This is a genomic window from Legionella quinlivanii (assembly GCF_900461555.1).
Classification (GTDB): Bacteria; Pseudomonadota; Gammaproteobacteria; order Legionellales; family Legionellaceae; genus Legionella_C; species Legionella_C quinlivanii.
Genome location: NZ_UGOX01000001.1, coordinates 3015061 through 3041068, shown reverse-complemented (window position 1 = coordinate 3041068; position 26008 = coordinate 3015061). Strand labels below are relative to the sequence as shown.

Below are 26008 nucleotides of genomic sequence, written 5' to 3'. Positions count from 1 at the left end.
ATGCAACCCAGGCATTATACTCAACGCGGTAAACCTACGAATAAACCTTTGGCCCTTTATGACAGATGGCTTATGGGAGCAGTATTGGGTTTGATTATCATTGGCCTGATGATGGTTGCTTCAAGCGCCGTCATGATTTCGACCAAATATTATCATCAGCCTTTTCATTTTCTCATTCGCCAATTCTGTTATCTGTTCGCGGGTTTTATGGTGGCTTTAGTTATCATGCGCATTGACAGCAGCTCCTGGGAAAAATTGAGTATGCCGCTTTTGCTGGTCTGCCTCTTGATGCTGCTGGTGGTTCTTGTTCCTGGCATTGGCCGAACAGTGAACGGCAGCCGGCGCTGGCTGGCATTTGGCCCTATTGGCATTCAGGTATCCGAACTCGCTAAAATGACCATGATTTTTTATGTTTCGGGATACCTGGTACGGCAGCAGCAGTCGATCAGACAATCGATTTTAGGCTTTATAAAACCCATGATTATTTTGGGTGTGGTTGCGGTGTTATTACTAATGGAGCCCGATTTCGGCGCCACAGTGGTCATTACCGGAACTGTGATGGCTATGTTATTTCTGGCGGGTGTTAAATTTCGTTATTATGCCGGTTTACTACTAGTGGTAGGGGCGGCTTTGGCCTTACTGGCTATTTCTTCTCCTTATCGTGTCGCCAGATTGACCGCATTTCTTGATCCCTGGGCGGATCAATACAATAGCGGATACCAGTTGACCCAGTCTTTAATCGCTTTCGGGCGAGGCGGATGGATGGGAGCAGGGCTTGGCGACAGCGTTCAAAAATTATTCTATTTGCCTGAGGCGCATACGGATTTCTTATTTGCTGTACTGGCAGAAGAATTAGGTTTGCTGGGTGTGCTTCTAGTATTGATTTTGTATAGTATACTGGTGTGTCGAGGTTTATTAATTGGATATACCGCGCATAGCCAGGAGAGGCTTTTTGCTGCTTACGCTGCCTATGGTTTAACCTTTTGGCTGGGATTACAGGCAGCTATTAATATGGGTGTGAATTCAGGGTTACTGCCGACAAAGGGCTTGACGTTACCCCTGCTAAGTTATGGGGGCGCAAGTATGGTGGTAAATTGTATGGTCATTGCATTACTGCTGCGTATCGATCATGAAAACCGTTGGCAATCATTGGGATTAAGATCGCCAGCCTAATAGAAAATAAAGGGGAATTGTGTGAATAGCTTGGGACACTTTCTTTCGCCAAGGATGGGGCGGGTGGAACAGATTCATTTTGTTGGAATTGGCGGTGTTGGCATGTGTGGTATCGCTGAGGTGCTGCATAATGAAGGGTATCGGGTAACCGGCTCTGATATCAGCGAAAATAAAACGGTTCAACGCCTGCAATCTCTCGGCATCAAAGTTCACATCGGACATCGCGTGGAAAATATTCATGGCGCGGATGTGGTCGTTCGATCAACCGCTGTCCAGTCTGAAAACCCCGAAATTATTGCAGCGCATGAGCAATTAATTCCCGTTATCCCCCGGGCGGCCATGCTGGCAGAGCTTATGCGCTTTCGCCACGGAATCGCTATTGCCGGTACTCATGGCAAAACCACTACAACCAGCCTGGTCAGCAGTATTCTGGCTGAGGGTGGTTTTGATCCCAGTTTTGTTATCGGCGGCAAGCTAAATAGCTGCGGTAGTAATGCGCAATTAGGTAAATCGGCTTATTTCGTGGCTGAAGCGGATGAAAGCGATGCGTCCTTTTTATACCTTAAGCCAATGATGGCTGTGGTTACCAATATCGATGCGGATCATATGGCCACTTATGATGACAATTTTGACAAGCTTCGCAGCACCTTTGTCGAGTTTCTTCATCATTTACCTTTTTATGGTCTGGCAGTGGTTTGTCTTGAGGATGATGAAGTGCGGCGTATCTTGCCGGCTATCCAGCGGCCGACCAAAACCTATGGCTTCCGGGAAGATGCTCATTTTCGAGCAGTGGATTGGACACAGAATGGCCTGCTCAGTGAATTTACGGTCATCAGGCCCGCACCACACAAACCGCTGGCGATTAAGTTTTCCTGGCCGGGCCGGCATAATGTATTAAACGCTTTGGCGGCAATAGCCATTGCGACTGAGCTGGGTGTGAGTGATGAAGCGATTATCAATGGCTTGTTCAAATTCCAGGGTGTGGGTCGCCGCTTTCAAATTTTAGGAGAGCGCCGCTTTGAGCAAGGCAGTGCTATTGTGGTCGACGACTATGGCCATCATCCCCAGGAAATAATGTCAACTATCGACGCATTCCGCCGGGTATGGCCTGATCGGCGCCTGATTCATGTATTCCAGCCGCACCGATACAGCCGAACTCATTCCCTTTTTTCACAGTTTGTAGACGCCTTGAGTCTGGCTGATGAGTTACTGTTACTGGATATTTACTCAGCAGGAGAATCTCCAATTGAAGGCGTTTCCAGTCAGTCGCTTTTACAGGAAATCCGTAAAAAATTCCCCAATGCCCGCCTTATTAATGAGCAGACTTTGCAGTCGACCCTTGATGAAATCGTTACTGAAGGCAATGTCATTCTGATGCAGGGGGCTGGAAACGTAGGGCAAATGGCAATCAACCTGGTACAAGCCATAAGAGAGCCAGCATGAGCACAATGAATCTGCAATCTGCACAGTTGACTTATCAGGGAGAGTTATTGCTGCATGAGCCTTTGGCTGATTATACCACCTGGCGAGTAGGGGGGCCGGCTCATAAACTGTATAAGCCAGTGAGTATTGAGGATTTGGCTGTTTTTCTGAAGCAATTACCAGCCGATGAACCATTGCTCTGGCTGGGACTGGGCAGTAATTCCCTCATTCGAGATGGCGGTTTTCCGGGAACCGTTGTTCTGACTCAGGGATGTTTGAAAAACATTCATCTCATTGATGAGAGAACTGTACAGGTTGAAGCCGGGGTTTCCTGCGCCACGATGGCCCGTTTCTGCGCACGCAATAATCTGGCGGGCGGCGAGTTCTGGGCAGGTATTCCTGGAACGATGGGTGGCGCTTTGCGCATGAATGCGGGTTGTTTCGGCAGCGAAACCTGGAAGGCGGTTGTTCAGGTAGAGACCATGACACGGCGGGGTGAGCGCAAAATTCGTAAGCCTGAAGAATTTGAAATTTCCTACAGGCATGTTTCCGGACTGGCTGATGATGAGTGGTTTATTGCAGCCACCTGCCGTCTGGAAAAGGGAGAAAAAGAACAGTCTCTTAAACTGATTAAAGAGCTGCTTGCGCACAGAGCAGAAACCCAGCCCACCAGCGAATACAACTGTGGTTCAGTCTTTAGAAACCCGCCGGGCAATTTTGCGGCCCGATTAATTGAATCCTGTGGGTTGAAGGGAAGACAATTGGGCGGGGCCGTGGTATCTGTCAAACATGCCAATTTTATTATTAACCAACATGGAAATGCTTCTGCTAATGATATTGAATCGTTAATAGAGCTAGTGCGTGAAACAGTTCATCAACAAACAGGCGTAGAACTAATTCGCGAAGTACATATCATCGGAGCAAAACATGTCTAATTTAATTAATCTCGTACTTCTTTATGGTGGAAAGTCCGGCGAACATGAAGTGTCCCTGATTTCTGCCGCCTCCGTATTAACTCAGCTCCGAGCCGATAAGTATCGAATCATCCCTATTGGTATCGATAAGGAAGGGCGATGTTATTTAAACGATTATCAGGAGTTGCTGGCCGCTGGGAAAAGCCTGCCAGTGCAGACTGAAAAATCCCGGATTCTTCCCAGCTTGTTTGTCAATGGCCATTTAGCGGTTGAAGCTGATGTGGTCTTTCCTGTAATGCATGGGCCCTTATATGAGGATGGCTGTATTCAAGGTTTGCTGGAGTTGGCAGATACGGCCTATGTAGGCTGCGACGTCCTGGCGTCTGCTATCGGCATGGATAAGGACATGGCACGACGCCTGGCGTGCCATGGTGATATTCAGAGTGCGAGATACCGCATGCTGTCCTGGCATGCGACTGCAAAAGAAAAACAGCAGTTTTGCCAGCAGATGATTAGCGAGTTTGGTTTGCCGCTTTTTGTGAAACCCTGCTCGCTCGGTTCTTCAGTGGGAATTCATAAAGCCAAGACAGCCGAAGAGCTTGCCCGCGCGGTAGACGACGCGTTGCGCTACGATGAAGCGATTCTGGTGGAAGAGTTTATTGCCGGTCGGGAAATTGAGTTATCAGTTCTTGAGAATAGTCAGCAGCCTGCCGAGCCTTTGGTTAGTGTGGCTGGTGAGATCAAGGTGAACCATGCGGATGGATTTTATTCCTACACGGCCAAATACCTGGAAAGCGAAGAGACCGAATTACACATTCCTGCCAGTCTGTCTGCTTCTTTGCTGGAGCGATTACAAAAAACGGCAAGCGCTATCTTTCTGCGTTTGAAATGCAAGGGGATGGCAAGAGTGGATTTCTTTGTTAACGAGCAGACCAACCAGATTTATTTTAATGAAATCAATACGCTGCCCGGGTTTACTCCTATCAGCATGTATCCGAAGCTTTGGGATGCCAGTGGTCTTTGCTATCCTGATCTGCTGGATAAGTTGGTTGAACTGGCGATGAGACATCATCGCTGTAAACAACAGTTAGTGACCAATTATCAGTAGGAACAGGAACGAATTGCCGGGTTTATTTAAGCCCTTCGCGATTATAAAAGACGAGGCAAGAGGATGGATGGGGAAAAAGGGCAACTGCGCTATGCGAGTGTATTATCACTGTTAATCGCCTGCGCCCTTTTTTTGGCGGCGCGTTTGATTTATTTATTTGTGGCAGATCCAGAACGCTTCCCAATAAGTACTGTAAAGATAGCTGCCAGCTACCACCATATTTCGCATAAGCAGTTGGAAGAAGTACTGGAAAAATATTTAAATGACAGCTTTTTCTCTTTGCCGGTAGGAAGACTGCATACGGAGTTATCAGCTTTTGAATGGACTCGTCAAGTGCATATTGAACGAGTCTGGCCGGACACTCTGAAAATAACCCTGGTAGAAAAAATTCCATTCGCGAAGTGGAATGACGCTATGCTGACTGAAGATGGGGAAATGTTCAATGAGGGCAATTCTCAAACAGATATGTTGCTACCGGAGCTGAGTGGACCGTCTAATCAATACAGAGAAGTCTTACAAGTTTACAAAAAAATGAGTAAGATATTATCAATTTATGGTTTGCACGCATCCTCACTGGAATTACGCGACAATCATGCCTGGGAGCTTGGTTTGGATAATGGCGTGCAATTGCGACTGGGTAAGCGGGACCTGGAAAAGCGAATATTAAGGTTTTGTAAGGCTTATCCAGCAGTTTTTGCCGAAAAATCAGCGCAATTGGCAAGTGTCGATCTACGCTATCCGCGTGGTATGGCAGTGCAATGGAAAAATGAAGCGGGAAGATAATGGCTAAAAAATCAGAAAAAAATATCATAACCGGTTTGGATATAGGAACATCAAAGGTAGTGGCGCTGGTTGGGGAAGTTAGCTCCGATGGAACTATTGAAGTGATCGGTATAGGGCGCCATCCATCTCGTGGTTTAAAACGTGGTGTAGTTGTCGATATTGAGGCAACTGTGAACTCAATACAGCGAGCAGTACAAGAGGCGGAACTAATGGCTGGCTGTGAAGTGCGAACTGTATATGCCGGGATCGCCGGCAGTCATATTCGCAGCCTTAACTCGCATGGCATTGTGGCTATTCGTGATCAGGAAGTCTCCCAGGCCGATGTTGAGCGGGTTATTGAAGCAGCAAAAGCAGTCGCCATTCCCGCTGATCAAAAAATCCTGCATATCCTTCCTCAGGAATTCATTATTGACAATCAGGGGAGCATCCGCGAACCAGCCGGCATGTCCGGTGTTCGGCTTGAAGCCCGCGTGCATATTGTAACCGGAGCGGTGAGTGCTGCACAGAATATAGCAAAGTGTGTGCGCCGCTGTGGTCTTGAAGTATCGGATGTCATTCTCGAGCAATTGGCATCCAGTCATGCGGTGCTTACTGATGATGAAAAAGAATTAGGCGTCTGCGTATTGGACATTGGCGGGGGTACAACAGACATCGCTGTTTTCGCCGAAGGAGCTATTCAATATACTGCGGTGATTCCAATAGCCGGCGATCAGGTAACCAATGATATAGCGATGGCGTTAAGAACCCCAACCAAAGCGGCAGAAGCGATTAAAGTCAATCATGCCTGTGCCTTGCCCGAATTTGCGAACGCTGATGAAATGCTGGAAGTCATTAGCGTCAATGAGCGTCCCGGTCGAAAAATTTCCGCAAAAATCCTGGCTGATGTGGTTTCGGCGCGTTATGAAGAACTATTCAGGCTGGTTAGAAACGAATTAAGACGCAGCGGGTTTGAAAATCGAATTGCTGCGGGAATGGTCATAACCGGTGGCGGCTCCTGCGTGCGCGGTGCTATTGAACTGGCGGAATTATGTTTTGAAATGCCGGTAAGGCAGGGATGTGCACATCATGTGGCAGGATTAGTGGAGGCGACAAGCAACCCCTCACTGGCTACAGGGGTGGGTTTACTGCTGCACGGATTTCAACAGCAATATGAGGGAGGCTACAGCGTGCCGACTCTTAGCGAGAGTGGTAAAAGCATGTGGTCAAGAATGCGGGAATGGTTTCAAGGGAATTTTTAAACTGGAGTTTTAGGTATACAGGAGCCTAATCACTGAACGAATAGTTAGGCCCTGTATAAAAATGAGTTGAATTGTGTGTGGACGTGTTCTGATTTATTAAGTGGACAGCATGATATACATAATCTCTAAGTATTAATCGGCAGTTAAAAAGAGGGGAGAGGCAGGAATGTTTGAATTAACGCAAAGCCAGGACAACAGTGCCGTTATCAAAGTGGTTGGAGTTGGCGGCGGAGGCGGTAATGCGCTTGAGCATATGGTCGCTGAAAATATTGATGGAGTTGAATTTATCTGTGCCAATACTGATGCACAGGCATTAAAAAACTCCAACGCGAAAGTTCATATTCAATTAGGTGATAATCTCACCAAAGGGCTTGGTGCAGGTGCCAATCCGCAAATTGGCCGCGAGGCGGCGGAAGAAGATCGTGACCGCATTCGCGAAGTGCTTGAAGGCGCGGACATGGTATTCATTACAGCGGGCATGGGCGGCGGTACCGGTACTGGTGCAGCTCCAGTGTTTGCTGAAGTGGCCAAGGAATTAAATATCCTTACTGTGGCGGTTGTCACCAAACCCTTCTCTTTTGAAGGCAAGCAACGAGCTCTGGCTGCTGATGAAGGGATCAGACGTCTTGCTGAGCATGTGGATTCATTAATTACAATTCCTAATAACAAGCTCTTAAGCGTTCTGGGTAAAAATATCAGCCTGCTGAATGCCTTTAAAGCGGCAAATAATGTATTGCTGGGTGCAGTAAAAGGGATTTCTGATTTAATCACTCGTCCGGGATTGATTAACGTGGATTTTGCTGACGTTCGTACAGTAATGTCTGAGATGGGCATGGCGATGATGGGCACCGGCAGCGCCACCGGCGAGCAACGAGCCAGACAAGCGGCAGAAGCAGCCATTGCCTCGCCTCTGCTGGAAGACGTGAATTTCTCAGGAGCACGCGGTATTCTCGTGAATATTACTGCCGGTCTTGATATGTCGATCGGCGAATTCGAAGAAGTGGGCGATGTAGTGAAAGAGTTCATTTCTGATGATGCCACAGTGGTTGTCGGTACAGTCATTGATCCGGATATGACCGATGAGATGCGAGTTACAGTCATCGTAACCGGTTTAGGTGATCCCAATCGCGGCAGGCAGCAACAACAGCAACCGCAATACGCGGGGATTGCCAAAACACGTGCCTCCGAATCAATGCGCAGCGATGGCACATTTGATTACCAGCAATATGAGAGACCCGCTGTAATGCGAAAGCAAGCGACTCCTGCGATGCAGTCTTCAGCTGCCAAATCAAACGAACCCGCCATTCCCGATGTCGATTATCTCGATATTCCGGCTTTCTTACGCCGCCAGGAAGAGCAGGTAGAGTCTTAAGTATAAGTGCAGATTGGGGTTGCCCAATCTGCACTTCGTTGTCAAGTTTGTCAGATGCAAATTAAGTTAAACGTAATAAATAATGGATCCTGCGCGCAAATTTATGTGTTATGCGAACCCGAGGAAAAGCCCTGGTTAAATTTTAAAGCGGTCAAGCTATGGCATAACTCAACAAGAGCCAATATCGTAGGAATGACTTCTTTTCCAGATAATTTCGATAATGATTGCTATGTTTCCTTTGTTAGTAAGGTCTCCTTTGAGAGCTTCTGCAGCCGGTTTGCGGAATCGGAATATGGCCAATCTGTTTATTACCAATTCTTAAATCATAATTGCGCACATGGCGCGCATTTTGCGCTGCAACTTGCAGGGATTGATGTGCCTCTCAGCAGTATGCAATCGATGTGTTTCTCCAGCTCTATCCCCTTGCCGGGACCGGTGTTGACCCCTCTGGGCCTTTTTTACCAGACCAAAAAGTATAAAACTGAGTTGTTGCAACCAACAGATTCCGAGCCGCTCAAAAGTATTCCATTCAGATTTCAGCTGGCCTCCAACCGATTGCTGTTCTGGGCGAAAACCGCGAGTTCAGACAAGCGCAATGAGGTCCATGCATTACTTTCGGAAATAAGTAAGCGTATTGAAAAAAGGCCTTGGCATGCTGAGCATCATATTGATACTTTGGTTAAAATCATCGATTTGCTAATGCATGACACCATCGAAAATCAAGCGACGGATTTTACAAAGCTAGCCTCTGCTTTTAAGGAAAGAAATCGTTTTCTTGAAGAGCAATTCACATATATCGGCACTAGTGGATTGATATGGCTTAAATTGTTTATGTTTTTTCATAATATCTTCTATAATTTCGAGCAGAATTGCCAATTCACCCGAAGTCTTCTTATGAAAACTTTGATTGGTACGCAAAATGAATGGCTCATTCTAATTCCTTATTTTCTGCTGATGAGTGCTGCAGGGGCATATGATATATGCCATCCTCCTCGATCTGCAGAAACTGTCTTATATCGGGCCATAAAAAATCTAACGGATGCTGGCCAATACACAGATGCCGATGAGCAGTACAATTTGCCAAGGCTGGTAAATTGACTTATCCAGCGAATTCGTGTTGAGGATGGCTATATTGTAAGCAAGTATCGATAAAATAAATAAAAAATTAGACTAATCAACCGATAGTTGATATGATTGGGGGAATTATTGTGTGAAAAAATGGGATATCTGAATAAGGTGATCGCTGAATGATTAAACAAAGAACTCCTAAAAAGGTGATTCAAGCGACAGGTGTTGGTTTGCATTCTGGTGATAAAGTACTTTTAACCTTGCGTCCCGCTCCAATCAATACTGGCATCGTATTTAGACGTATCGATTTAAATCCCGTAGTCGAAATCCCTGCAGTTTATGATTATGTTGGCGATACCATGTTATGCACGTCATTACTGCATCAAGGGGTAAAAGTTGCTACAGTAGAGCATCTGCTTTCTGCGCTGGCTGGTTTAGGCATAGACAATGCCTATGTCGATATTAATGCGCCCGAACTGCCGATTATGGATGGCAGCGCCGCGCCTTTTGTTTTTCTGATTCAATCGGCCGGAATTCGTGAGCAAAGCGCCGCTAAACGCTTTATTCGCATTCTCAAGCCAATTCGTGTAGAAGATAATGGCAAGTATGTGCAATTTCTTCCTTACAACGGCTATAAAGTGTCATTTACCATTGATTTTGACCATCCCGTTTTTAATGACAAGCCGCAAACAGCGACTTTTGATTTCTCAAACACTTCCTATGTGAAAGAAGTTTGCCGGGCCAGAACTTTCGGTTTTCTTTCTGATTATGAAAAATTACGTGAAAATGATTTAGCCAAAGGTGGAAGCCTGGATAATGCGATTGTTGTTGATGAATACCGTGTTCTGAATGAAGATGGTCTTCGTTTCGACAGTGAGTTTGTCACCCATAAAGTGCTCGATGCCATCGGTGATTTGTACCTTCTGGGCTGTGGATTAATCGGTGCATTCGAAGGTTACAAATCTGGGCATGAACTCAATAATCGTCTGCTTAGAGAGCTGATGCTTCGTCAGGATGCCTGGGAATATACTTATTTTGACGCCGAAAATTACATGCCTGCCATGCCAGGTTTTATGCCTGTAGAAGCCTGATTCCGCTAACAAGCAAACGTAGGTCGGGCGCTTTCGCCCGACATTTCCTCTGTGAAAATCGAATGTCGGGCGAAGCGCCCGACCTACGCCTGTTGAATCCAGTCATTCTCTAACTGATTAAGCTGATCCAAGCGCCTGCATATTAAAAAACACAATCGCGCTTTCGGGATTTTGTGCCGCTTCGTTAATTTCCTCCAGCATTAAATCATGTGTTTCCCAGGAAATTCGTCTTGTCTCAAGCAAGGTTTGAGAACAGGTCAGCAAAATATCACGAAAATAATAAAAAAACTCCGTTTTTTTACTGAAATTTCGATTGTCATGATGGAAGGTATGAACCTGGGTTTGAATATTCTGAAATCCTGCATCCAATAACAGGTTACCGAGGCGCACGCCAATATCGCCATCACAGCCCATTTCATGCTGTAATTCATTCATGGCTTTCCAATAAGTGCTGACGTTAGGCAATGGAGGGTAAATGTACGCTGTTTCGTTGAGCTCTTCATAGCAGGAAATGGGTGAGCCCGGTTGAAGTACTTCCCGTACACAGGATAAGACCAGATCCGGTTGCTGCATATGCTCCAGGACATAGCAGAAATACGCGCAATCATACTTGTTCTTTTCCAGTTTAAGGTTGGTAGCGTCCATTACCAGAAATTCATATCGTGGAGTACCATCAGGCCATTTGGTCCAGGGGAGGGTGGACAAATAGTGTCTCGCCTGCTCAACTTGCCCCGGCTCACGATCAATTCCTGTTACATGGAGATTGGGAAAATCCTTCAGGAGAAGTGCCGTTTGAGCGCCAACGCCTGAGCCTATTTCCAGCAATCGCTCTTTTTTCTGAAATGGCAGATCCTGATGTGCAAAATGGTAAATCAGTTTGGCTTGCTGGTATAAACGCTGGGTTTCTTTTTGATTATATCCATGAATGTAATTGAGTGGGTTGCTGTTTATATTGTTGTCCATAATAGATCCTTTCAGATGAAATCCAGAACATCTCCAATTTACTATAGTAAGTTTTTTAGTTTGATGTTAAATTCTGATTGGATCTATTAAGGCTGCAGCAGAACTGTTTGGGTGAGCAGGGCTTATAACATATATCTTAATCCTCCATTATAACTCCAACCATGAAAACCGTAGCTTGCCATATCCTGCTGGTTAGCTATATCCCCATAAATACTGAGGCGGGGAGTTAAGTGACCACTTAGGCCGCCCCGGAGCTGTAACATGGTGCCAAATTTTCCAGTATCAAAACCAATATTGCTTATTCGGATAATACGCCCGCCCCCTAACCCCTGCAATAAATTACCTTCAAGATAGGTGGTAATAAAATGGTTTGTGGTATCTTCAGTCCGTAATAAACGCAAACCACCCCGAAAAATACCTTGCCTGGGGTGCTGCCAATGGATACCAATCTGGTTTATATCTGATTGCGAATGAAATTGTAGCTGCTGATAAACTATTTGCAGTTCCGGTTCAAGAACAAGTTGATGCCAATTAAGCCATATGGGATAACCTGTCTCTAATGAAACATCGACGTTATTCCCTTTTAACCTGGCCAGCCAGGTCTGAGAAAGAGAATCAATATGCTCATTAAAGCGCCCGCCGCCAAAAATAAAATCCCAGTACCAGCCTGACTGTGCCTGCCAGGTGAGTAGACCTGACAGGGTTTCGGTATGAGTTGAATTGTTAGTTGACCCATCGATAGCTACAGGTTTGTAATTCAAATCCCCCAGTATGCCTGCTACACCAATACGCAATGTTCCTCTACTATCTTTCACTTTAACCAGATTTGTACCAAATTGAACCGCTGAATAACGACTGGAAAAGTTGTATCCATATTGAGCAAAACTACGACTGGTGGAATAATCCAAATGGTCACCAAATCCTCGCACAAAAACCTCTGGATGAGTCTTTGGGTTTTCATCAATCGTATTCCGAATTTCCCCTAATCGTCGATGAAGTTCACTGATATCCTCAAACTCTGTAGCAAACAGTGCTTGTGGGGCTGAGATATAAGCTGGAACCTGGGGGGCAACAGCAAAACGGGAATCCACTACAGGCTGATTCGGGAGTACGGGACCTGATGGCGTCATGTAGACACTTTGTAAGCGGTAATCCCAATAACTGCCAGGATTACCCACCAGATTTTGCTCCGGATCAGCAGGACCATAAATTGAGCCAGGTCCATAAGCATTCAGCTGAAATCGATAGGGCGAGCTTGGAATAATCAATTCATTATTAAGCAGTTGAAAAGTGGTTTGGGCCGAACTACCCGCCACCTGAATTAATGAAATACCCGTGGATGCCGAAGGTAAAGGACTCGTGAAAGGTGCTGCCAGGTATGGAATAACTGTAACCCTGGTACTGTCTGCAGCACTCCCTGTAATCAAAAGTCTGTCTGTTACCTGGTTAGCTAAAGGTCCTCCGGCATTTAAAAACGTAGCAAGGGTCAAAGCGCCTGGAAGCATGCCGGTACTATAATTACCATTCACCTGTAAAACGTTACCTATAGCGAACTGTCCAGCAAGATTAATCAGGCCGGCATTGATTAAATCAGATCCTAAAGTCAGGGTGCCGACGGCATTACCCGCCAGATTGCCTAAGGAATTGCCCGCACCCAGGATCCCCTGGTTAGTAACAACGCCATTTATCAAACCATATCCAGTCAGTATGGTATTGGGATTAACCTGAACAGGACCTGCTCCGGTCAGGGCCGCGGTCGGATTACTTGCATCACCCACAACTAATGCGCCTTGGGTAATGAAGGTGCTACCCTGATAAGAATGAATGTTGTTAAGTGTGAGGGTGCCTGGTCCAATTTTTTGCACACCGCCGCTGCCAGTAATGATTCCGGAATAAATTTCGTTTATCAACTGATTAAACTCGACTAATCCATTGTCAGTAATAAACGGCATCAGGCTGCTGGCACTCCCTGATAAAATGCCAAGCGGACCCACCGTCATCGTGCCAAGATAATTCGCATTATTACCTGTTAAGATTAGTTTTCCAGCAATAACAGACGCTGTTAACAGATTGGCCACATGAGCATTATCATAATTGCCTAAAGAACCGGAAAGCGTCCAGGTGCCGATATCCTGCTTAATTAAAGTTCCAAAATTGGTAAACTCGCCTGATAGAGTATCGGTTCCTAAACCATTAAGTGTTAGTGTATTGGCTCCGCCGCCGCCATCCACTGTGCCAGTGATGACCGAGCCAGTATATATGTTAAGAGTATCATCGCCATCACCGAAGGTTAAATTGCCGTTTAGCAGGGCTCCTGTTTGCTGTGTAAAAATAATGCCCTCGGTGCCAAACTGGCCGATTACTTCATTGGTTGTTCCAGCGGTAATTGTTCCAAAGTTATTAATAATGTTTTGGCCCAGTCCGGTATTCACATTTTGAAAGTAAATTGCCGTACTATTTCCTCCCTGAATAGTGCCGTAATTTGTTAAAACATTGCCATCCCCAATAAAATTTACTGCTTCGGAAAATGCCTGCGGCCCATTGGCCTCAACCCGAGCCCCCACTCCAATGGTCAAACTGGATTGATTATTAAACTCTATGGTATTTGCCCCGGCGCCATAGCCGCCACCGTTATTAATGCCAAAATTGGATATTACCGCGTTTTCACCAATAATAATGATTGCCCGGTCCCCCAATGAAATAGCGGGCTCATTACCTGTCGTTATTGAGGCATTCGCATCGACCGTAACCTGCCAATCATCACTCGCCGGTCCATTCCCAACTTTGGTTACTGTCGCACCACTGCAAACTACCACAGGGCCGGGTGTGCAGGCTGCAAAGACAAGTGAGGGGGGTAGTTGTAAGAAAAAAGCAGCAATAAATACTTTCCCTGTGCACTGACGCATAGAGGTTCCTGAATAAATGCGTAAAATGATAATTCATATTAAAATATACTGACTTGTATAACAAGCAGGTATGGAACCCGATGCAAAGCGAGGTCTATTGCGCCAGAGTTGATGGAGAGGAATGCTCTGGCTCAACAACCCTGGATAATAGAACATCATGGGGAGCCTGGCTGACCTGGTTGCAGTGAAGCTTTGACATCTTCATGTAAATAAAATGCTGAATCTCGATGTAAGAGATTTTATGGTCCTTCCAGTGTCCACTCTGTCAGATCATAATCCTTTTCAGGAGCATCCTGACTGCCGCCTGTCTCATTGACGGGCTTTTCTTCACTGACTACTCGTTCTTTGTACTGCTTCAGAAAGTAGGTAAAGCCACTGGAGATCAGCTTTAGCGGGATGAGTGATTGGTCATCCAGCATATTCTTCAACAGGATGGTCCTGAATGAGTGAGGATGAGTATTGCCATTCTCTATTGTCTTTTTCTCGAGGTGATCGATAATAAACGCCAGAGCATCCTCATAACTTTCCTTGGTCTTTAATGTTTGTACAAAATTGAATGCATTGCGTTGGCCGGTGCCGCCATGTCGGTGAAATAAGGAAAACCATTGCCGCTTGTAGTGAAACTGATATTCAGCAACACTTCGCTCGGCTTTTATCATCAGCTCACGGAGAAGGCTATCGTGATCAGTAAGCTCAGGAAGGTCTGTTAAGTCGGGTAATGGGTGGCTTGATTCGCTCACTGGTGATTTCTCAGGATAGCTGAGATCAAAAAATGGCCCATCAAAGCTGGAATCCGTATCAGGATTATTCAGCCCATCGGGTGTGGGAGACGGTTGTTTTTTTAATCGATCGCAGGCAATTGGGATACGGGTAACCCAATGCAGATTATTTTGATTATCAATCGTAATGCAGTGCTGATTGGGAATATCTTTAAAAGGCTGCGTTGCCTGGCCATTGACTAAATAATGCAAATTAACACCAAGGGTACGCGCTAAACTATCCAAATGGCTATGAGATCCCCAAGTATAGTTCTGTGTAATTTTTTTCATGCCCAGGATAATGGGTGAATCCTCAGAAAAAGGGATATCCTTCATGGGGAGTGATACGTCGTCTCCATAGAGTAAACGCAGGAATAGAGACTGCAAATCGAGGTTAATTTGTTCAAATGGAAGTTCTTCTGCTGTGTCGTCACCCTCTTTTAATTCGCGGAGTAATCGATCGTGCTTCGCTTTTAATGCTCTGATTTCTCTTAATATGATTGCTGAGTTGGCAAATTCATTATAATTTCGGATTCGATTGACATCCTCATGATAAACAGCGGCAAAATCGCTGAATTGGGAATTTGAGCGAAGCAGGGTGTAGTCATCACCCGGATTGGAGCAGACCTGTTTCAGTTCTTCCAGTTGGCTCTTGAAAAGTAATTCCCGGAGTGCTTTTTGCAGGTTATCAAGTAATTCTCTGTCTTCTCTGGTCCGTTTCGACTCTTCAATATGAAAATCGCAAATCCTGGGATAAAGTGTATCGATGCTGACTTGCAGCTGGAATTGTTCCTGCAATGCTAGCCAGTGGTCAAATAATTCCCTGTTGTTACCTGAGCTTTCCTCCTGAATTATATGGATAAGTCCGGTGGCCAATGCATAAAATGCGCAATTTCCCAGGCCAGGATTATTGACTGATTTATTGCGAATAATAATTTGTGGGAGCTGCTCGCTGGCATCGGCAGGAGGCGCTGATACCTCCTGGGTATTGTTGTAAGCTTCCAATGAACTGAACTTAAGCTTGGCGTCATCCAAGTATATCAGATCACCATCATCCTCTGTGCAGGAGACATCCCAATGTGCGTCTTTATGTATTAAATAAATACCTGGTTTTGTATTTCTGAGATTAGGTATCTTGTTTTCATGAATTTGCAGATGCAGGGCCTGGCTTAGTCCTTTAATATCCCCACAGCTGTAGCCGCGTTGAAATTCATCGGTACGGCTATATTCCTCTGTCACCAGTTCAAGCAGTTCTTTGTCAGCTTGTATTTTTGCTTTGTAATCTTTTAATTCTCTTCCTTTGAACCCTGTCAAGAGTGCTCGCAAGTTTTCCAGAATTTGGGTTTTGGTCTCTTTTCTTAGCATATCCAGTGCGGGAAAGCTGACCGTTTGCGGGGCTCGCATGGTGATTTCAAACCATTGGCGCTTGGCTAGGATATCCGCTTTTTTGTGCCACATTAAACTGGTCAACTCATTCAGTAATACGTCCTGTGGATCAGGTAAAAACTGTTTATTGAATTTGAATAGTACCGGGGCGAGAAGCAGCTCAATATCGCGAGGACTGTTATAATAATTAAGCCATAACTTTAGTGTATCCCAGGATTTGGGTAAAAACTGAGGATGTTGTCTGGCAAACTCATCAAGTAATGCCTGATAGTTTTCTTCATTTGCATAATGGTCAAGGCGGCCGCTTAGTATCTGTATAGCCAGACCAATCGCTAAGGCATTGAAAAGACAAGCACCATCTCCGGTAGCTGTGAAAATTTTAGGCATAGCTTAAAAAACCATATAAAAGAGTTCGCTAAATAACAATTAGAATATTAGTTGTTGGTCTAATTTTTGCACAAAATGACATCGAATACAATAAATTTTGCATTTTTAAATCGAATTTATCAACGAATCTTCAAGTATCGGTCGGATGTTTATGGTTGTTTGCCAGATCCCTCAAGGCGTTTCGCAAAGGCTCGAAGCTGCACACCTCGCTTAATGCGTGTAAGGAAGAACAAGTAGTGGCTGAAAGATATTGACGCTTTTTTTTGTTGGAGGAGGGCAGGGTGTAGTTTTCATTTGCCAGTGCCAGTTTAACCGATATCAGCTGATACAGGCCTTCTTTTCTTAAGGCATCGCGCAGCTCAGGCAAGCTATAACGTAATTCGGTTGCCCAGGCGGGATCATCGATTTGTACCGTCAACGTTCCCTTGCTAAAACTGCTGACACGGCAGTGTTCACTTAAATGAGTCGGTAAAAATTGTTTTACCAGTAAATTAAGCTTGTCAATTTCTACTGCCTTTTGACAGATGGATTGCAGTTGTTTGTTCATGCAATGATTGATACGCCGCATTGTCTGAGGATCTCAATTTGGGATGACGACGAACAGGAGCATAGCAAATTAATCCTATCTGCACTATTATATTTTCACTCTTTATCCGGGATACAAAAATGATCGATAGCGACAGTAATGTGGTATATGTGGCCAGACTCCACTGGATAATTTTTTTAGGCCCGTTTGTGATGGCCTGTTTGGCCATGCTGTTAGGGATTTATATCGAACAGATTAAAATTGTCGCTTTGGTTTTCTTAATCTTTGCTTTAGCCTGGGCTGCGGTAACCTGGGTCAATTACCATTTTTCTTCCTTAACTATACGAAGAAAGCAGGTCATCTTGCGTGCTGGCATCATGGTCCGCAATACTATTGATATTCCCTTGGGTAAAATTGAGAGTATCGATATTCGCCAATCCATTATTGGCAGTTTATTTCGCTATGGTTCTTTGATGATTACAGGAACCGGAGGAACGCGTTATTCAATTAACTTTTTAGATAAACCTTTGACCTGCAGACGCTACATTGAACAATTAATGCATGAGCCATAACCAGTGGGTCACTGCCATTAAGTTAAGGAATTTGTCATTGGCGCGAATGCAGGAATCCATTCCTCAATGGGCATATAGCTGGCTCCCGCCTGAGCGGCATATCTATCTACCATCACCCCTACGCCTTGCGGGTTGTTCCTGAGAGATGGTTACAAAATTTGAACATCCTATAAGAGCCCACGTACCCCGCTTTATGCGGGGTATCCATAAAAAATGGTAGTGAGTTTTAAAATGCTTTTGTCAATAAGACGCATTACCTGGATACCCCGCATAAAGCGGGGTACGTAGGCTCTAAGGGGTACGGTGTACGTAGGCTCTTAAGATGGTTAAATTTTGTGACCATTTCTCAGGGTTAGCCGTTGGAGATTAAGGAGCTGCCGCAATTGCACAGGAATGGGCCTTCACCAAAACCGTGTTGAAATAGGCCTGCAGCGATTAAAGCCTGCACATCGAGCGGGATGTTGTTAGGGCTGCCATTGCCATTCGACAGTTTGTAAAATGAGCCACGTTTGGCTTGTAGATGATCGTTTCCTGATAATCTATCTACGTTTTGGGTGTTACTGCTTTATACTTATGTCTTATGCGGAGACGACAGTTTAATATACAATTGAGCTTAACTTAATGGCAGTGAATCAATGGGTTAGAAATTATTTCGGGGATAGAATTCTCACTGAACGGGTTCTCAAAAAGGATCCGGGTCATCAGCTTTTCTATCTTCGCTTCATCGATGGGAGTGAATGGATTTATAAGCGGTTTGCCCAGGAAAACTGGCTGGGAACTACCGATTATCAATCGATATCGAATGGCGAAGCGCTGAAATACCAGTTGAATTCAAATCTGGCTCAGCATTTCAATAATTATCAGGCCGTTTCCCCCAGTCAAATTTTCAGAGAAGAGCATACTATTCACTTGCTTTATCCCTATCATCAGGGCAAAACCATCCAGAAACCTGAGCCTGAGCAGGCATTTGTGTCTGGGCAGGTGTTAGCGAGGATTCATTCCAGCCTGAAACCCGATTTAGCCTTTCAGTATTGGCCCGCACTCTGCTGGCCGTCCGAGTTTAAACTGCAATCCTGGATAATGGATTTAATTCATCTAATTGAAAGCAATTCCGATTACAAAAAACAGGATTGGGTTGCCAGTCACCGTGATTTGCATATGGGGAATCTGCTTTGGTCAGGTAAAGAGCTCGTTGCAATCATTGATTGGGAAAGTGCCGGTCTTATTCATCCCTTCGTTGAGTTAATTGGCCTGGCAATCAACTGTGCCGCTATACCAGAGGGAATTTTCTGTGAAACTAATTTTTCCATGACGCTAAAGGGCTACCAGTCTATCTCCAGGCTTCCTCAGGAGGATGAACTGTTATGGTATTTATGCTTCCATAGTTGGCTATTATGGTTATTGCATATCTGGAAAATGAATGCGCCTGAACAGTTCAAACCTAGTCTTGATGCGATGAACGTCATTAAATGCAATCTTAAGCCCATGCAAAAAATTTATCGGGAACTGCAATAGAGAAAGCGCATGTGCTATATCTAGCATATAGTTTCTGTAAAAATACAACATGAACATTCACCGATTGCTAGCTGGTTTGTTTATTGCTTTGTGCCTCTCCGATTTGAGTTTTGCAATGCGCTGTAAGCAGTCATTGGTATTTGAAGGTGACAGCAAATATATTGTAGAGCGCAAATGCGGCCCTCCATTAGCAAAGGATATTTACCAGGACTCTTCCCTTCTGGTGAATAATTTCGATATTCCCTACGGTGTTGCTTCTGATGTGTATGAAGTCTGGACCTATCAGCAGTCTCCTAATGAGTTTCTCTACGAAGTGCTTTTTCAGAATGGCCGGGTCATTGCCATATCAGCAAACAGGAGCTTTTAACCGGCTGACAAGATTTGTAAAGGCGCTTGCAGCTAATCTGTTCTATCATTAAATTAGGACTGATTTCTGCAGGAGAACTCCATGGGGAAGCGGCATGTAGTCAAAGCCAGTGAAGTCAGCGGAGTCAAGGTCAAAAATAATGCCGGAGAATATCTGGGCGATATTAACGAGGTGGTTCTTGATAAGATTTCAGGACGAGTGAACTATCTGGTTTTGGACTTTGGTGGTTTCATGGGGTTTGGTAATAAATTTTTTGCCATTCCCTGGCATTTATTCAACTACAATAAAGAAGATGACTGTTTTGTTTTGCAGATTGAGAAAGAGCGTCTGAAAAACGCTCCGGGATTTGACAAGGATAACTGGCCCAATTTTGCGGACAGTAGTTTTGCCTCGTCTCTGGAAAAATATTACGTATAACCGCCTATATCTACATTTGGTTATTGATCAATAGGTTATGATGTAATAATGTGTTATTTCTGCCTGGAAGTCTTCATTTGTAATCTGTACCCCGTTCTGGAAGATGTGACTACAAGGAACATTCGCAACTTCAGTTAAAATTGACCTTAGTTTATGACAGTGGATTGCATTTAACAGGGAAAAACTAAAAAATGGATATTTTAAATCTCAGAGTTTTGCGTGGGCCTAATTACTGGTCAAATACCAGACAGAAATTGATTGTCATGAAGCTTGATCTTAAGGAGTTTGAAGAGTTTCCAAGTAGCGCAATTCCTGGATTCAATGATAGTTTAAAACAATTACTCCCCTCTTTGTATAATCATTTCTGCTCTGAAACCAGTGAAGGCGGTTTCTTTAAGCGTCTCGATGATGGAACTTGGCTTGGCCATGTGATTGAGCATGTCGCCCTCGAGCTCCAGTGGCTGGCGGGAATGGAGTGCGGCTATGGCAGAACACGTTCAGCTAATGAAAAGGGCGTTTATCATGTGGTATTCTCCTATGAGATTGAGTCTGCAGGGCTTTATGCAGCCAAAGCTGCAGTCGACCTGATAAGCACTCTGGCTCATCAGCGCCCCTATACCCTGGTCGACCATCATTTAGAGCAGCTAAAACAAATCAAACAGCATGAAGGGTTCGGACCCAGTACCCAATCTTTGGTGGATGAAGCGGCTAAACGAAATATTCCCTATGCGCGTTTGAATGATTCGTCGCTGATTATGTTGGGGCATGGCTGTCAGCAAAAACTAATCTGCGCGACAGTCACAGGTCTGACCAGCAATATAGGTGTGGATAATGCGGCGGATAAAGAGCGAACCAAACAATTATTGATGAACGACTATATCCCGGTTCCGCGCGGTATGATCATTGAGGATCTGAGCTCCCTGGGGCAGGCGCTGGAAAAAGTGGGCTATCCCTGTGTCATCAAACCCGTTGACGGCAATCATGGACGAGGGATAACGACTAACATCTGCAATCAGGAAAAGGCGCGGGCGGCATTTCAGCTGGCCGCTGAGATTTCTGACCGGATTATTGTGGAGCAGTTCATCAGCGGTCATGATTACCGATTTCTGGTGATTAATCACAAAGTCATTGCGGTGGCCAAACGTACACCGGCTATGATTGTAGGAACCGGTACAGCCACTATACAACAGCTCATCGATGCAGTGAATCAGGATCCAAACCGTGGTGAGCATCATGAAAAGTTTCTGACCACTATCAAAGTAGATGCCAGCACAATGGCTATTCTTGAGGAAAAAAACCTGACCTTAGACTCCATCTTGCCAGCCGGAAAAGTATTATATCTAAAGCATACCGCCAATCTGAGCACAGGGGGCACTGCGGTAGATGTGACCAATATAGTTCATCCGCAAACCATATTTATAGCCGAACGGGTGTCGCGGGTTATGCACCTGGATATATGCGGTATTGATGTAGTGGCTGAAAATATTAGTGTACCCCTGAACGGAAATAATGGCGCCATTATTGAAGTGAATGCAGGCCCAGGCTTTCGCATGCATCTTTCTCCCGAATGCGGAAAGGCGCGTAATGTAGCCCGTCCGGTGATTGATATGCTATTCCCGTCAGGAAGTGAATCCCGCATTCCGCTGGTTGCGATAACCGGAACGAATGGCAAGACTACAACTGCAAGACTGGTTGCCTGGTTCGCCAGGAAAGCGGGCCGGCATGTGGGGTTGACGTCCACTGAAGGAATTTATATTAACGAGCAGGAAGTCTATCGAGGCGATTGCAGCGGACCTTTTAGTGCCAGAGTGGTTCTTCGTGATCCATTAGTAGACTATGCAGTACTCGAATGTGCGAGAGGCGGTATTTTACGTGAGGGCTTAGGTTTTGATCAAAGCAGTATCAGTATTGTAACCAATGTGTCTGAAGACCATCTGGGTCTTGATGAAATTCATACGCTAGATGAGCTCGCCCGCGTGAAGGAAGTGGTGCCGCGCAGTACCATGAAAACAGGATACGCCATTTTAAATGCTGATGATGATCGGGTTTATCAAATGAAGAACGCCGTGGAGGCTTCGGTGGCGCTGTTTAGTATGCAGGCAGCCAATGATCGGATCAAAACACATTGTCAGGAGGGTGGTTTGGCAATTTATTTGTCAGATGGGGCAATAGTGCTTAAAGAAGGCAACAAAGAGGTAACCATCACGCATTTGTCCAAAATTCCGCTGACCTTTGGCGGCAAGGCTTCAGGGATGATCCAAAATGTTCTGCCCGCCGTACTTGCTGGATATCTTTCCGGCTTTAGTCTTGAAAATATCGCTGCATGGTTGCATGAATTTCAGCCCAACTCTGAAAACCTTCCGGGGCGAATGAATCTGTTTGCTTTTGAGAATTACCGTATTCTCATTGATTATGGTCATAATGCGGCTGCATTTGAGCATCTGGAGGGGTATATCAGCCAACAGCCGGCCACCAGAAAAATTGGTATTATCGCTGCAACCGGCGACCGTAAAATTACAGATATCCGTAAAGTTGGGACCTATGCGGCCAGAATGTTTGATGAAATTATTATTCGTCATGATAAGGACGGCAGAGGGCGCAGCAATGAGGAGTTGACGACTTTGCTTCTGGAGGGAATAGAGGAGGCAAAAGACTTTGAATCCAAAGAGATTAAAATAATATCAGATGAAATGGATGCACTACAGCATGTTTTGCATAAAGCGACCCCAGGCTCCTTTATTTTTTATTTTCCTGAGGATGTGATGACTGGAATTGCGCATATTAAAAAATTACAGGCAAGTGCTCACACATCGACGCTCGTAGCCAACTAGGAGCCTGTACATGCTTGCTAAAGGTAAAATGCTGATTATTGGCGGCGCGGAAGATGTGGGCGATAAAGAACCGCCATTTCCTTTGAGAGATACCGGAGAGTTACAGCGTTATGAAATTCTCCGGGAGTTATTCAATGCCTCAAAAAATAAAAAAATCGAAATCATTACTTCTGGAAGCCGTTTTCAGGAAGAAGTCAAAGAGCGTTATCAAAAGGCTTTTCATGATATTGGCTATAAGGCGCCCGGATTTATTCATATTGAAGATAAAATGGAGGCAAGAGACAAGCATTACCTGAGCCGGGTAGAGGCTGCTGATGCGGTCTTTTTTACCGGCGGTGATCAATTCAGACTGGCCACCATCATCGGTGGAACCAATCTCATTGATTTTATCCGACAGCGCTATATCGATGACAGGCATTTTATTGTAGCCGGAACCAGTGCCGGGGCTATGGTGATGTCTTCCATCATGATTACAGAAGGTGGATTGGCAGAGGCGCTGATTGAGCAGGATTTAAAAACTTCTTCAGGTTTGGGCTTTATCCAGAATTGCATTATTGATACTCATTTCATCAAGCGCGGGCGCTTTGCGCGTCTGGCCCATGCGATTATCATTAATCCCGATCAACTGGGAGTCGGGTTGGGGGAAGATACTGCCTTAATTATAAAAAATGGTTCAGAAGCAGAGTGTCGTGGCTCAGGAATGGTCGTTATTATTGACGGCAAACACATACGCCAGACCAATATAACCGGAGTTCGTGATAATGAACCGGTTTATGTTGAAAATCTGAAAGTTCATCTGCTGGTTAAAGGCTGTCGGTTTTCGATTAAAACACGTAAGCTTTACAATCCAACCAAAGTAACGCCTAAAAGAGGAAACAAGGATGAATAGGATTGCAATGGCCATCCACGGTGGAGCCAGTGAGGAAACGACTTTATTAAGAGATCATTTACCTGAATATGAGGAGAGTCTCAAAGTCGCTTTACATAAGGGCTACGAGGTGCTGCAAAAGGACGGCTCTGCTCTGGATGCTGTCGAAGCCTCCGTCCGGCAATTAGAGGACGATGCGCTTTTCAATGCAGGCAGAGGGTCAGTGCTTAATAATCAGGGCACAGTGGAAATGGACGCCTCTATTATGGACGGACATATCCTGGATGCGGGCGCCGTCTCTATGGTTGAACAGGTTAAAAATCCAGTTTCGCTGGCCAGAAAAATCATGACCCAGACGCATCATGTGTTTCTTTCCGGATATGGCGCCCTGGCTGTTGCCGAACTGAATAATCTTGAGCTAAAACCGAAAGATTATTTTGTCACTGAATATCAATATCAGCAGTATCTGGAAGCCTGTAAACGGGAGAGTACGAAAGATATTCTGTCCAAGAAAATTAAAGGCACTGTCGGGGCAGTGGCTCTGGATGCTCAGGGAAATCTGGCCGCGGCTACGTCTACAGGTGGAACAGGGAATTGCTTACCGGGACGAGTCGGCGATAGTTGTATGATTGGCGCTGGTTGCTTTGCTGATAATAAATCCTGTGCCGTTTCCGGTACTGGTGAAGGTGAAGCCTTGATTACCCAGGTGGTTGCGCATACCATTGCCATGCTGATAGAGCTCAATCAGTGGTCGCTGGAACAGGCTTGTGATTATGTGATTCATCAGCGTAATATCGCTCGAAGAGAAATGGGTGTTATTGCAGTAAATACAAAAGGCGAAATTCATTGTGCCTTTAATACAGAAATTATGAAGCGCGCATGGATTGGCAGTCATACGCCTATGCAGATTAAAATTTACTAAGAAGTTTTTGCGATGTTGCGAATAGCCGTCATCGGCTGCGGGATTGCAGGTCCCGCCGCCGCACTTTTCTTACAACGATTAAACGCTGAGGTCAGTCTTTTTGACCGCGTCGAAAATTTAGTTCCTCTGGGCGCCGGGTTTTTATTGCAACCTGCAGGTCTCGATGTGTTGAATCAGCTTGGTATTGCCCAGTCACTAATTCTTAAGGGAGCCCCCATAGCGGGTTTGTCTGGTGTTAATCACCGAAATAAAGTGGTGCTGGATTTACATTACCGCGATTTGGTCAAGCATCATTTTGGATTAGGGATCCACCGAGCGGTCCTTTACCAGGAAATGTTTTCCAAAATAAAACAAACAGGAATTCGCATTATAAATCCCTGTCAGATAGTATCATTCAGACAGTCGGCCGATGCAGTGGAATTGTATGACGACAAGGGATGTGTGCATGGGCCCTTTGATTGTGTCGTGATTGCCGATGGTTCACGCTCTATGCTAAGACCACAGCTGGAGGTCGGGATTAAGGTCAAACCTTATGACTGGGGGGCTTTATGGACAATTGCCAGAGATTGCAATAGCCAGTTTAATCAAACCCTGGAGCAAGTGTACCGAAGTACTGAAATCATGGCAGGTGTTTTACCGATAGGCTTTGAAAGCCAGCAAACGGTGGTCAGTTTTTTCTGGAGTATAAAAAAGCAATATTTTCCTCAATGGCTTGATACGCCTTTTGAACAGTGGAAAGAAGAGGTCACCGCCATATGGCCGGCCGTGCAAGCATTATTTGAGCAGCTGCACAGTCATCAGCAATTTGCGCTGGCTTCTTATGCTGACGTCAGAGTCTATCCCTGGCATGATCGGCGGGTGGTGGTTATTGGCGATGCTGCCCATGGCATGAGCCCGCAATTGGGGCAGGGTGCTAATTTAAGTTTGCTGGATGCCAGAACTCTTTATGATTGTCTGAGCCAGTTTCCTTTGCCGCAGGCATTGTCAATGTATACGCAGCGAAGAAAGGCACAATTACGCTATTATCAGAACGCCAGCTGGTTTATAACGCCCTGGTTTCAATCTTCCTATTCGGGCATGGGACTATTAAGAGATTTGCTTCATGGCCTTTTCTGCAAAACGCCGTTTATTAAACAGCAAATGCTGCTCACCTTAGCTTGTATGAAAACAGGCTATTTCAGTTCCTTGCCGCTCAACGCCTTTAAACCTTTATGCAAAGAGGAAATGGATCCCGACAACGACTAAATAGCCGACTCCTTAGGCGGTATATTAATCTCGGGTTCCTTTGGTGTGGACGGCAGAGGCAGATCAGGGGTATCAATGCCAGGTCTTTTTTCCATTGCTTTTTTATCAGCGTCCGCTTTTTTCTCAGCGCTAAGCAAAATCTGCTCACTACTATTCAATAAATCAATAAACGACAT

Annotated in this window: 22 protein-coding genes; 17 read left to right on the top strand and 5 right to left on the bottom strand. The window is 45.2% G+C overall.

Features of this window, described 5'->3' with window-relative positions; translation table 11 throughout:
• The 9 genes from ftsW to lpxC all read left to right on the top strand — a co-directional run bounded on the left by ftsW (position 1) and on the right by lpxC (position 10169).
• Entirely contained in the window at positions 1–1173 is a 1173-nt protein-coding gene (gene ftsW, locus DYH61_RS13040) for a putative lipid II flippase FtsW (protein WP_058506297.1), read from the top strand.
• 54 nt (positions 1174–1227) lie between these two features.
• A complete protein-coding gene (gene murC / locus DYH61_RS13035) occupies positions 1228–2616 on the top strand; it encodes a UDP-N-acetylmuramate--L-alanine ligase (RefSeq protein WP_407927339.1) in 1389 nt (462 codons plus the stop codon).
• Complete coding sequence (gene murB / locus DYH61_RS13030; RefSeq protein ID WP_058506295.1) at positions 2613–3530, top strand: UDP-N-acetylmuramate dehydrogenase; 918 nt, start codon at positions 2613–2615, stop codon at positions 3528–3530. Before murC ends, murB begins: the two co-directional genes overlap by 4 nt.
• Complete coding sequence (locus tag DYH61_RS13025; RefSeq protein WP_058506294.1) at positions 3523–4617, top strand: D-alanine--D-alanine ligase family protein; 1095 nt, start codon at positions 3523–3525, stop codon at positions 4615–4617. The genes murB and DYH61_RS13025 overlap by 8 nt, the downstream gene beginning before the upstream one ends.
• A gap of 63 nt (positions 4618–4680) precedes the next feature.
• Positions 4681–5400: a cell division protein FtsQ/DivIB gene (locus DYH61_RS13020; protein ID WP_058506293.1), complete on the top strand. Its 720-nt coding sequence runs from the start codon at positions 4681–4683 to the stop codon at positions 5398–5400.
• Positions 5400–6638 (top strand): cell division protein FtsA, encoded by a 1239-nt coding sequence (ftsA, locus tag DYH61_RS13015; RefSeq protein ID WP_058506292.1) that lies wholly within the window; start codon positions 5400–5402, stop codon positions 6636–6638. The genes DYH61_RS13020 and ftsA overlap by 1 nt, the downstream gene beginning before the upstream one ends.
• Positions 6639–6804: 166 nt before the next feature.
• Positions 6805–8010 carry a cell division protein FtsZ gene (gene ftsZ / locus DYH61_RS13010; RefSeq protein ID WP_058506291.1) on the top strand — a complete coding sequence of 402 codons (1206 nt, stop codon included), beginning with the start codon at positions 6805–6807 and terminating at the stop codon, positions 8008–8010.
• A gap of 54 nt (positions 8011–8064) precedes the next feature.
• Complete coding sequence (locus DYH61_RS13005) at positions 8065–9108, top strand: hypothetical protein (RefSeq protein WP_133129126.1); 1044 nt, start codon at positions 8065–8067, stop codon at positions 9106–9108.
• A 149-nt stretch (positions 9109–9257) separates the two neighbouring features.
• Positions 9258–10169 (top strand): UDP-3-O-acyl-N-acetylglucosamine deacetylase, encoded by a 912-nt coding sequence (gene lpxC / locus DYH61_RS13000; RefSeq protein WP_058506289.1) that lies wholly within the window; start codon positions 9258–9260, stop codon positions 10167–10169.
• A gap of 117 nt (positions 10170–10286) precedes the next feature.
• Here the strand turns inward: lpxC and DYH61_RS12995 are convergent, their stop codons facing one another.
• The 4 genes from DYH61_RS12995 to DYH61_RS12980 all read right to left on the bottom strand — a co-directional run bounded on the left by DYH61_RS12995 (position 10287) and on the right by DYH61_RS12980 (position 17137).
• Entirely contained in the window at positions 10287–11132 is an 846-nt protein-coding gene (locus DYH61_RS12995; protein WP_058506288.1) for a class I SAM-dependent methyltransferase, read from the bottom strand.
• A gap of 122 nt (positions 11133–11254) precedes the next feature.
• Positions 11255–14038: an autotransporter-associated beta strand repeat-containing protein gene (locus tag DYH61_RS12990; protein WP_058506287.1), complete on the bottom strand. Its 2784-nt coding sequence runs from the start codon at positions 14036–14038 to the stop codon at positions 11255–11257.
• 239 nt (positions 14039–14277) lie between these two features.
• Entirely contained in the window at positions 14278–16569 is a 2292-nt protein-coding gene (locus DYH61_RS12985; protein ID WP_058506286.1) for a hypothetical protein, read from the bottom strand.
• A gap of 130 nt (positions 16570–16699) precedes the next feature.
• A complete protein-coding gene (locus DYH61_RS12980; RefSeq protein WP_065236103.1) occupies positions 16700–17137 on the bottom strand; it encodes a DciA family protein in 438 nt (145 codons plus the stop codon).
• 98 nt (positions 17138–17235) lie between these two features.
• Between DYH61_RS12980 and DYH61_RS12975 the strand changes: the two genes are divergently transcribed.
• The 8 genes from DYH61_RS12975 (at position 17236) to DYH61_RS12940 (ending at position 25832) form a co-directional block, all read left to right on the top strand.
• Complete coding sequence (locus DYH61_RS12975; RefSeq protein ID WP_058506284.1) at positions 17236–17667, top strand: PH domain-containing protein; 432 nt, start codon at positions 17236–17238, stop codon at positions 17665–17667.
• 621 nt (positions 17668–18288) lie between these two features.
• The gene (locus DYH61_RS12970) at positions 18289–19182 is read left to right on the top strand and encodes a phosphotransferase enzyme family protein (protein ID WP_058506283.1); all 894 of its coding nucleotides are present in this window, start codon (positions 18289–18291) and stop codon (positions 19180–19182) included.
• A 49-nt stretch (positions 19183–19231) separates the two neighbouring features.
• Positions 19232–19549: a DUF2845 domain-containing protein gene (locus tag DYH61_RS12965; RefSeq protein ID WP_083499137.1), complete on the top strand. Its 318-nt coding sequence runs from the start codon at positions 19232–19234 to the stop codon at positions 19547–19549.
• An 81-nt stretch (positions 19550–19630) separates the two neighbouring features.
• Positions 19631–19966, top strand: coding sequence for a PRC-barrel domain-containing protein (locus DYH61_RS12960; protein WP_058506281.1), 336 nt, complete (start codon positions 19631–19633; stop codon positions 19964–19966).
• Positions 19967–20157: 191 nt separating this feature from the next.
• Positions 20158–22797, top strand: coding sequence for a cyanophycin synthetase (gene cphA / locus DYH61_RS12955; RefSeq protein WP_058506280.1), 2640 nt, complete (start codon positions 20158–20160; stop codon positions 22795–22797).
• A 10-nt stretch (positions 22798–22807) separates the two neighbouring features.
• Positions 22808–23686, top strand: coding sequence for a cyanophycinase (locus tag DYH61_RS12950; RefSeq protein WP_058506279.1), 879 nt, complete (start codon positions 22808–22810; stop codon positions 23684–23686).
• Positions 23679–24587 (top strand): isoaspartyl peptidase/L-asparaginase family protein, encoded by a 909-nt coding sequence (locus DYH61_RS12945; protein WP_058506278.1) that lies wholly within the window; start codon positions 23679–23681, stop codon positions 24585–24587. The genes DYH61_RS12950 and DYH61_RS12945 overlap by 8 nt, the downstream gene beginning before the upstream one ends.
• A gap of 12 nt (positions 24588–24599) precedes the next feature.
• On the top strand, positions 24600–25832 hold the full coding sequence (locus DYH61_RS12940) for an FAD-dependent oxidoreductase (protein ID WP_058506277.1): 1233 nt from the start codon (positions 24600–24602) through the stop codon (positions 25830–25832).
• Here the strand turns inward: DYH61_RS12940 and DYH61_RS12935 are convergent.
• A complete protein-coding gene (locus DYH61_RS12935; protein WP_058506276.1) occupies positions 25829–26008 on the bottom strand; it encodes a hypothetical protein in 180 nt (59 codons plus the stop codon). The two genes, DYH61_RS12940 and DYH61_RS12935, sit on opposite strands and share 4 nt — an antisense overlap.

Excerpts from the sequence above, each read along its gene's own strand:
- ftsW (WP_058506297.1), top strand. The coding sequence starts at position 1 with ATGCAACCCAGGCATTATACTCAACGCGGTAAACCTACGAATAAACCT.
- murC (WP_407927339.1), top strand. The coding sequence starts at position 1,228 with ATGGGGCGGGTGGAACAGATTCATTTTGTTGGAATTGGCGGTGTTGGC.
- murB (WP_058506295.1), top strand. The coding sequence starts at position 2,613 with ATGAGCACAATGAATCTGCAATCTGCACAGTTGACTTATCAGGGAGAG.
- DYH61_RS13025 (WP_058506294.1), top strand. The coding sequence starts at position 3,523 with ATGTCTAATTTAATTAATCTCGTACTTCTTTATGGTGGAAAGTCCGGC.
- DYH61_RS13020 (WP_058506293.1), top strand. The coding sequence starts at position 4,681 with ATGGATGGGGAAAAAGGGCAACTGCGCTATGCGAGTGTATTATCACTG.
- ftsA (WP_058506292.1), top strand. The coding sequence starts at position 5,400 with ATGGCTAAAAAATCAGAAAAAAATATCATAACCGGTTTGGATATAGGA.
- ftsZ (WP_058506291.1), top strand. The coding sequence starts at position 6,805 with ATGTTTGAATTAACGCAAAGCCAGGACAACAGTGCCGTTATCAAAGTG.
- DYH61_RS13005 (WP_133129126.1), top strand. The coding sequence starts at position 8,065 with ATGCAAATTAAGTTAAACGTAATAAATAATGGATCCTGCGCGCAAATT.
- lpxC (WP_058506289.1), top strand. The coding sequence starts at position 9,258 with ATGATTAAACAAAGAACTCCTAAAAAGGTGATTCAAGCGACAGGTGTT.
- DYH61_RS12995 (WP_058506288.1), bottom strand. The coding sequence starts at position 11,132 with ATGGACAACAATATAAACAGCAACCCACTCAATTACATTCATGGATAT.
- DYH61_RS12990 (WP_058506287.1), bottom strand. The coding sequence starts at position 14,038 with ATGCGTCAGTGCACAGGGAAAGTATTTATTGCTGCTTTTTTCTTACAA.
- DYH61_RS12985 (WP_058506286.1), bottom strand. The coding sequence starts at position 16,569 with ATGCCTAAAATTTTCACAGCTACCGGAGATGGTGCTTGTCTTTTCAAT.
- DYH61_RS12980 (WP_065236103.1), bottom strand. The coding sequence starts at position 17,137 with ATGCGGCGTATCAATCATTGCATGAACAAACAACTGCAATCCATCTGT.
- DYH61_RS12975 (WP_058506284.1), top strand. The coding sequence starts at position 17,236 with ATGATCGATAGCGACAGTAATGTGGTATATGTGGCCAGACTCCACTGG.
- DYH61_RS12970 (WP_058506283.1), top strand. The coding sequence starts at position 18,289 with ATGGCAGTGAATCAATGGGTTAGAAATTATTTCGGGGATAGAATTCTC.
- DYH61_RS12965 (WP_083499137.1), top strand. The coding sequence starts at position 19,232 with ATGAACATTCACCGATTGCTAGCTGGTTTGTTTATTGCTTTGTGCCTC.
- DYH61_RS12960 (WP_058506281.1), top strand. The coding sequence starts at position 19,631 with ATGGGGAAGCGGCATGTAGTCAAAGCCAGTGAAGTCAGCGGAGTCAAG.
- cphA (WP_058506280.1), top strand. The coding sequence starts at position 20,158 with ATGGATATTTTAAATCTCAGAGTTTTGCGTGGGCCTAATTACTGGTCA.
- DYH61_RS12950 (WP_058506279.1), top strand. The coding sequence starts at position 22,808 with ATGCTTGCTAAAGGTAAAATGCTGATTATTGGCGGCGCGGAAGATGTG.
- DYH61_RS12945 (WP_058506278.1), top strand. The coding sequence starts at position 23,679 with ATGAATAGGATTGCAATGGCCATCCACGGTGGAGCCAGTGAGGAAACG.
- DYH61_RS12940 (WP_058506277.1), top strand. The coding sequence starts at position 24,600 with ATGTTGCGAATAGCCGTCATCGGCTGCGGGATTGCAGGTCCCGCCGCC.
- DYH61_RS12935 (WP_058506276.1), bottom strand. The coding sequence starts at position 26,008 with ATGTCGTTTATTGATTTATTGAATAGTAGTGAGCAGATTTTGCTTAGC.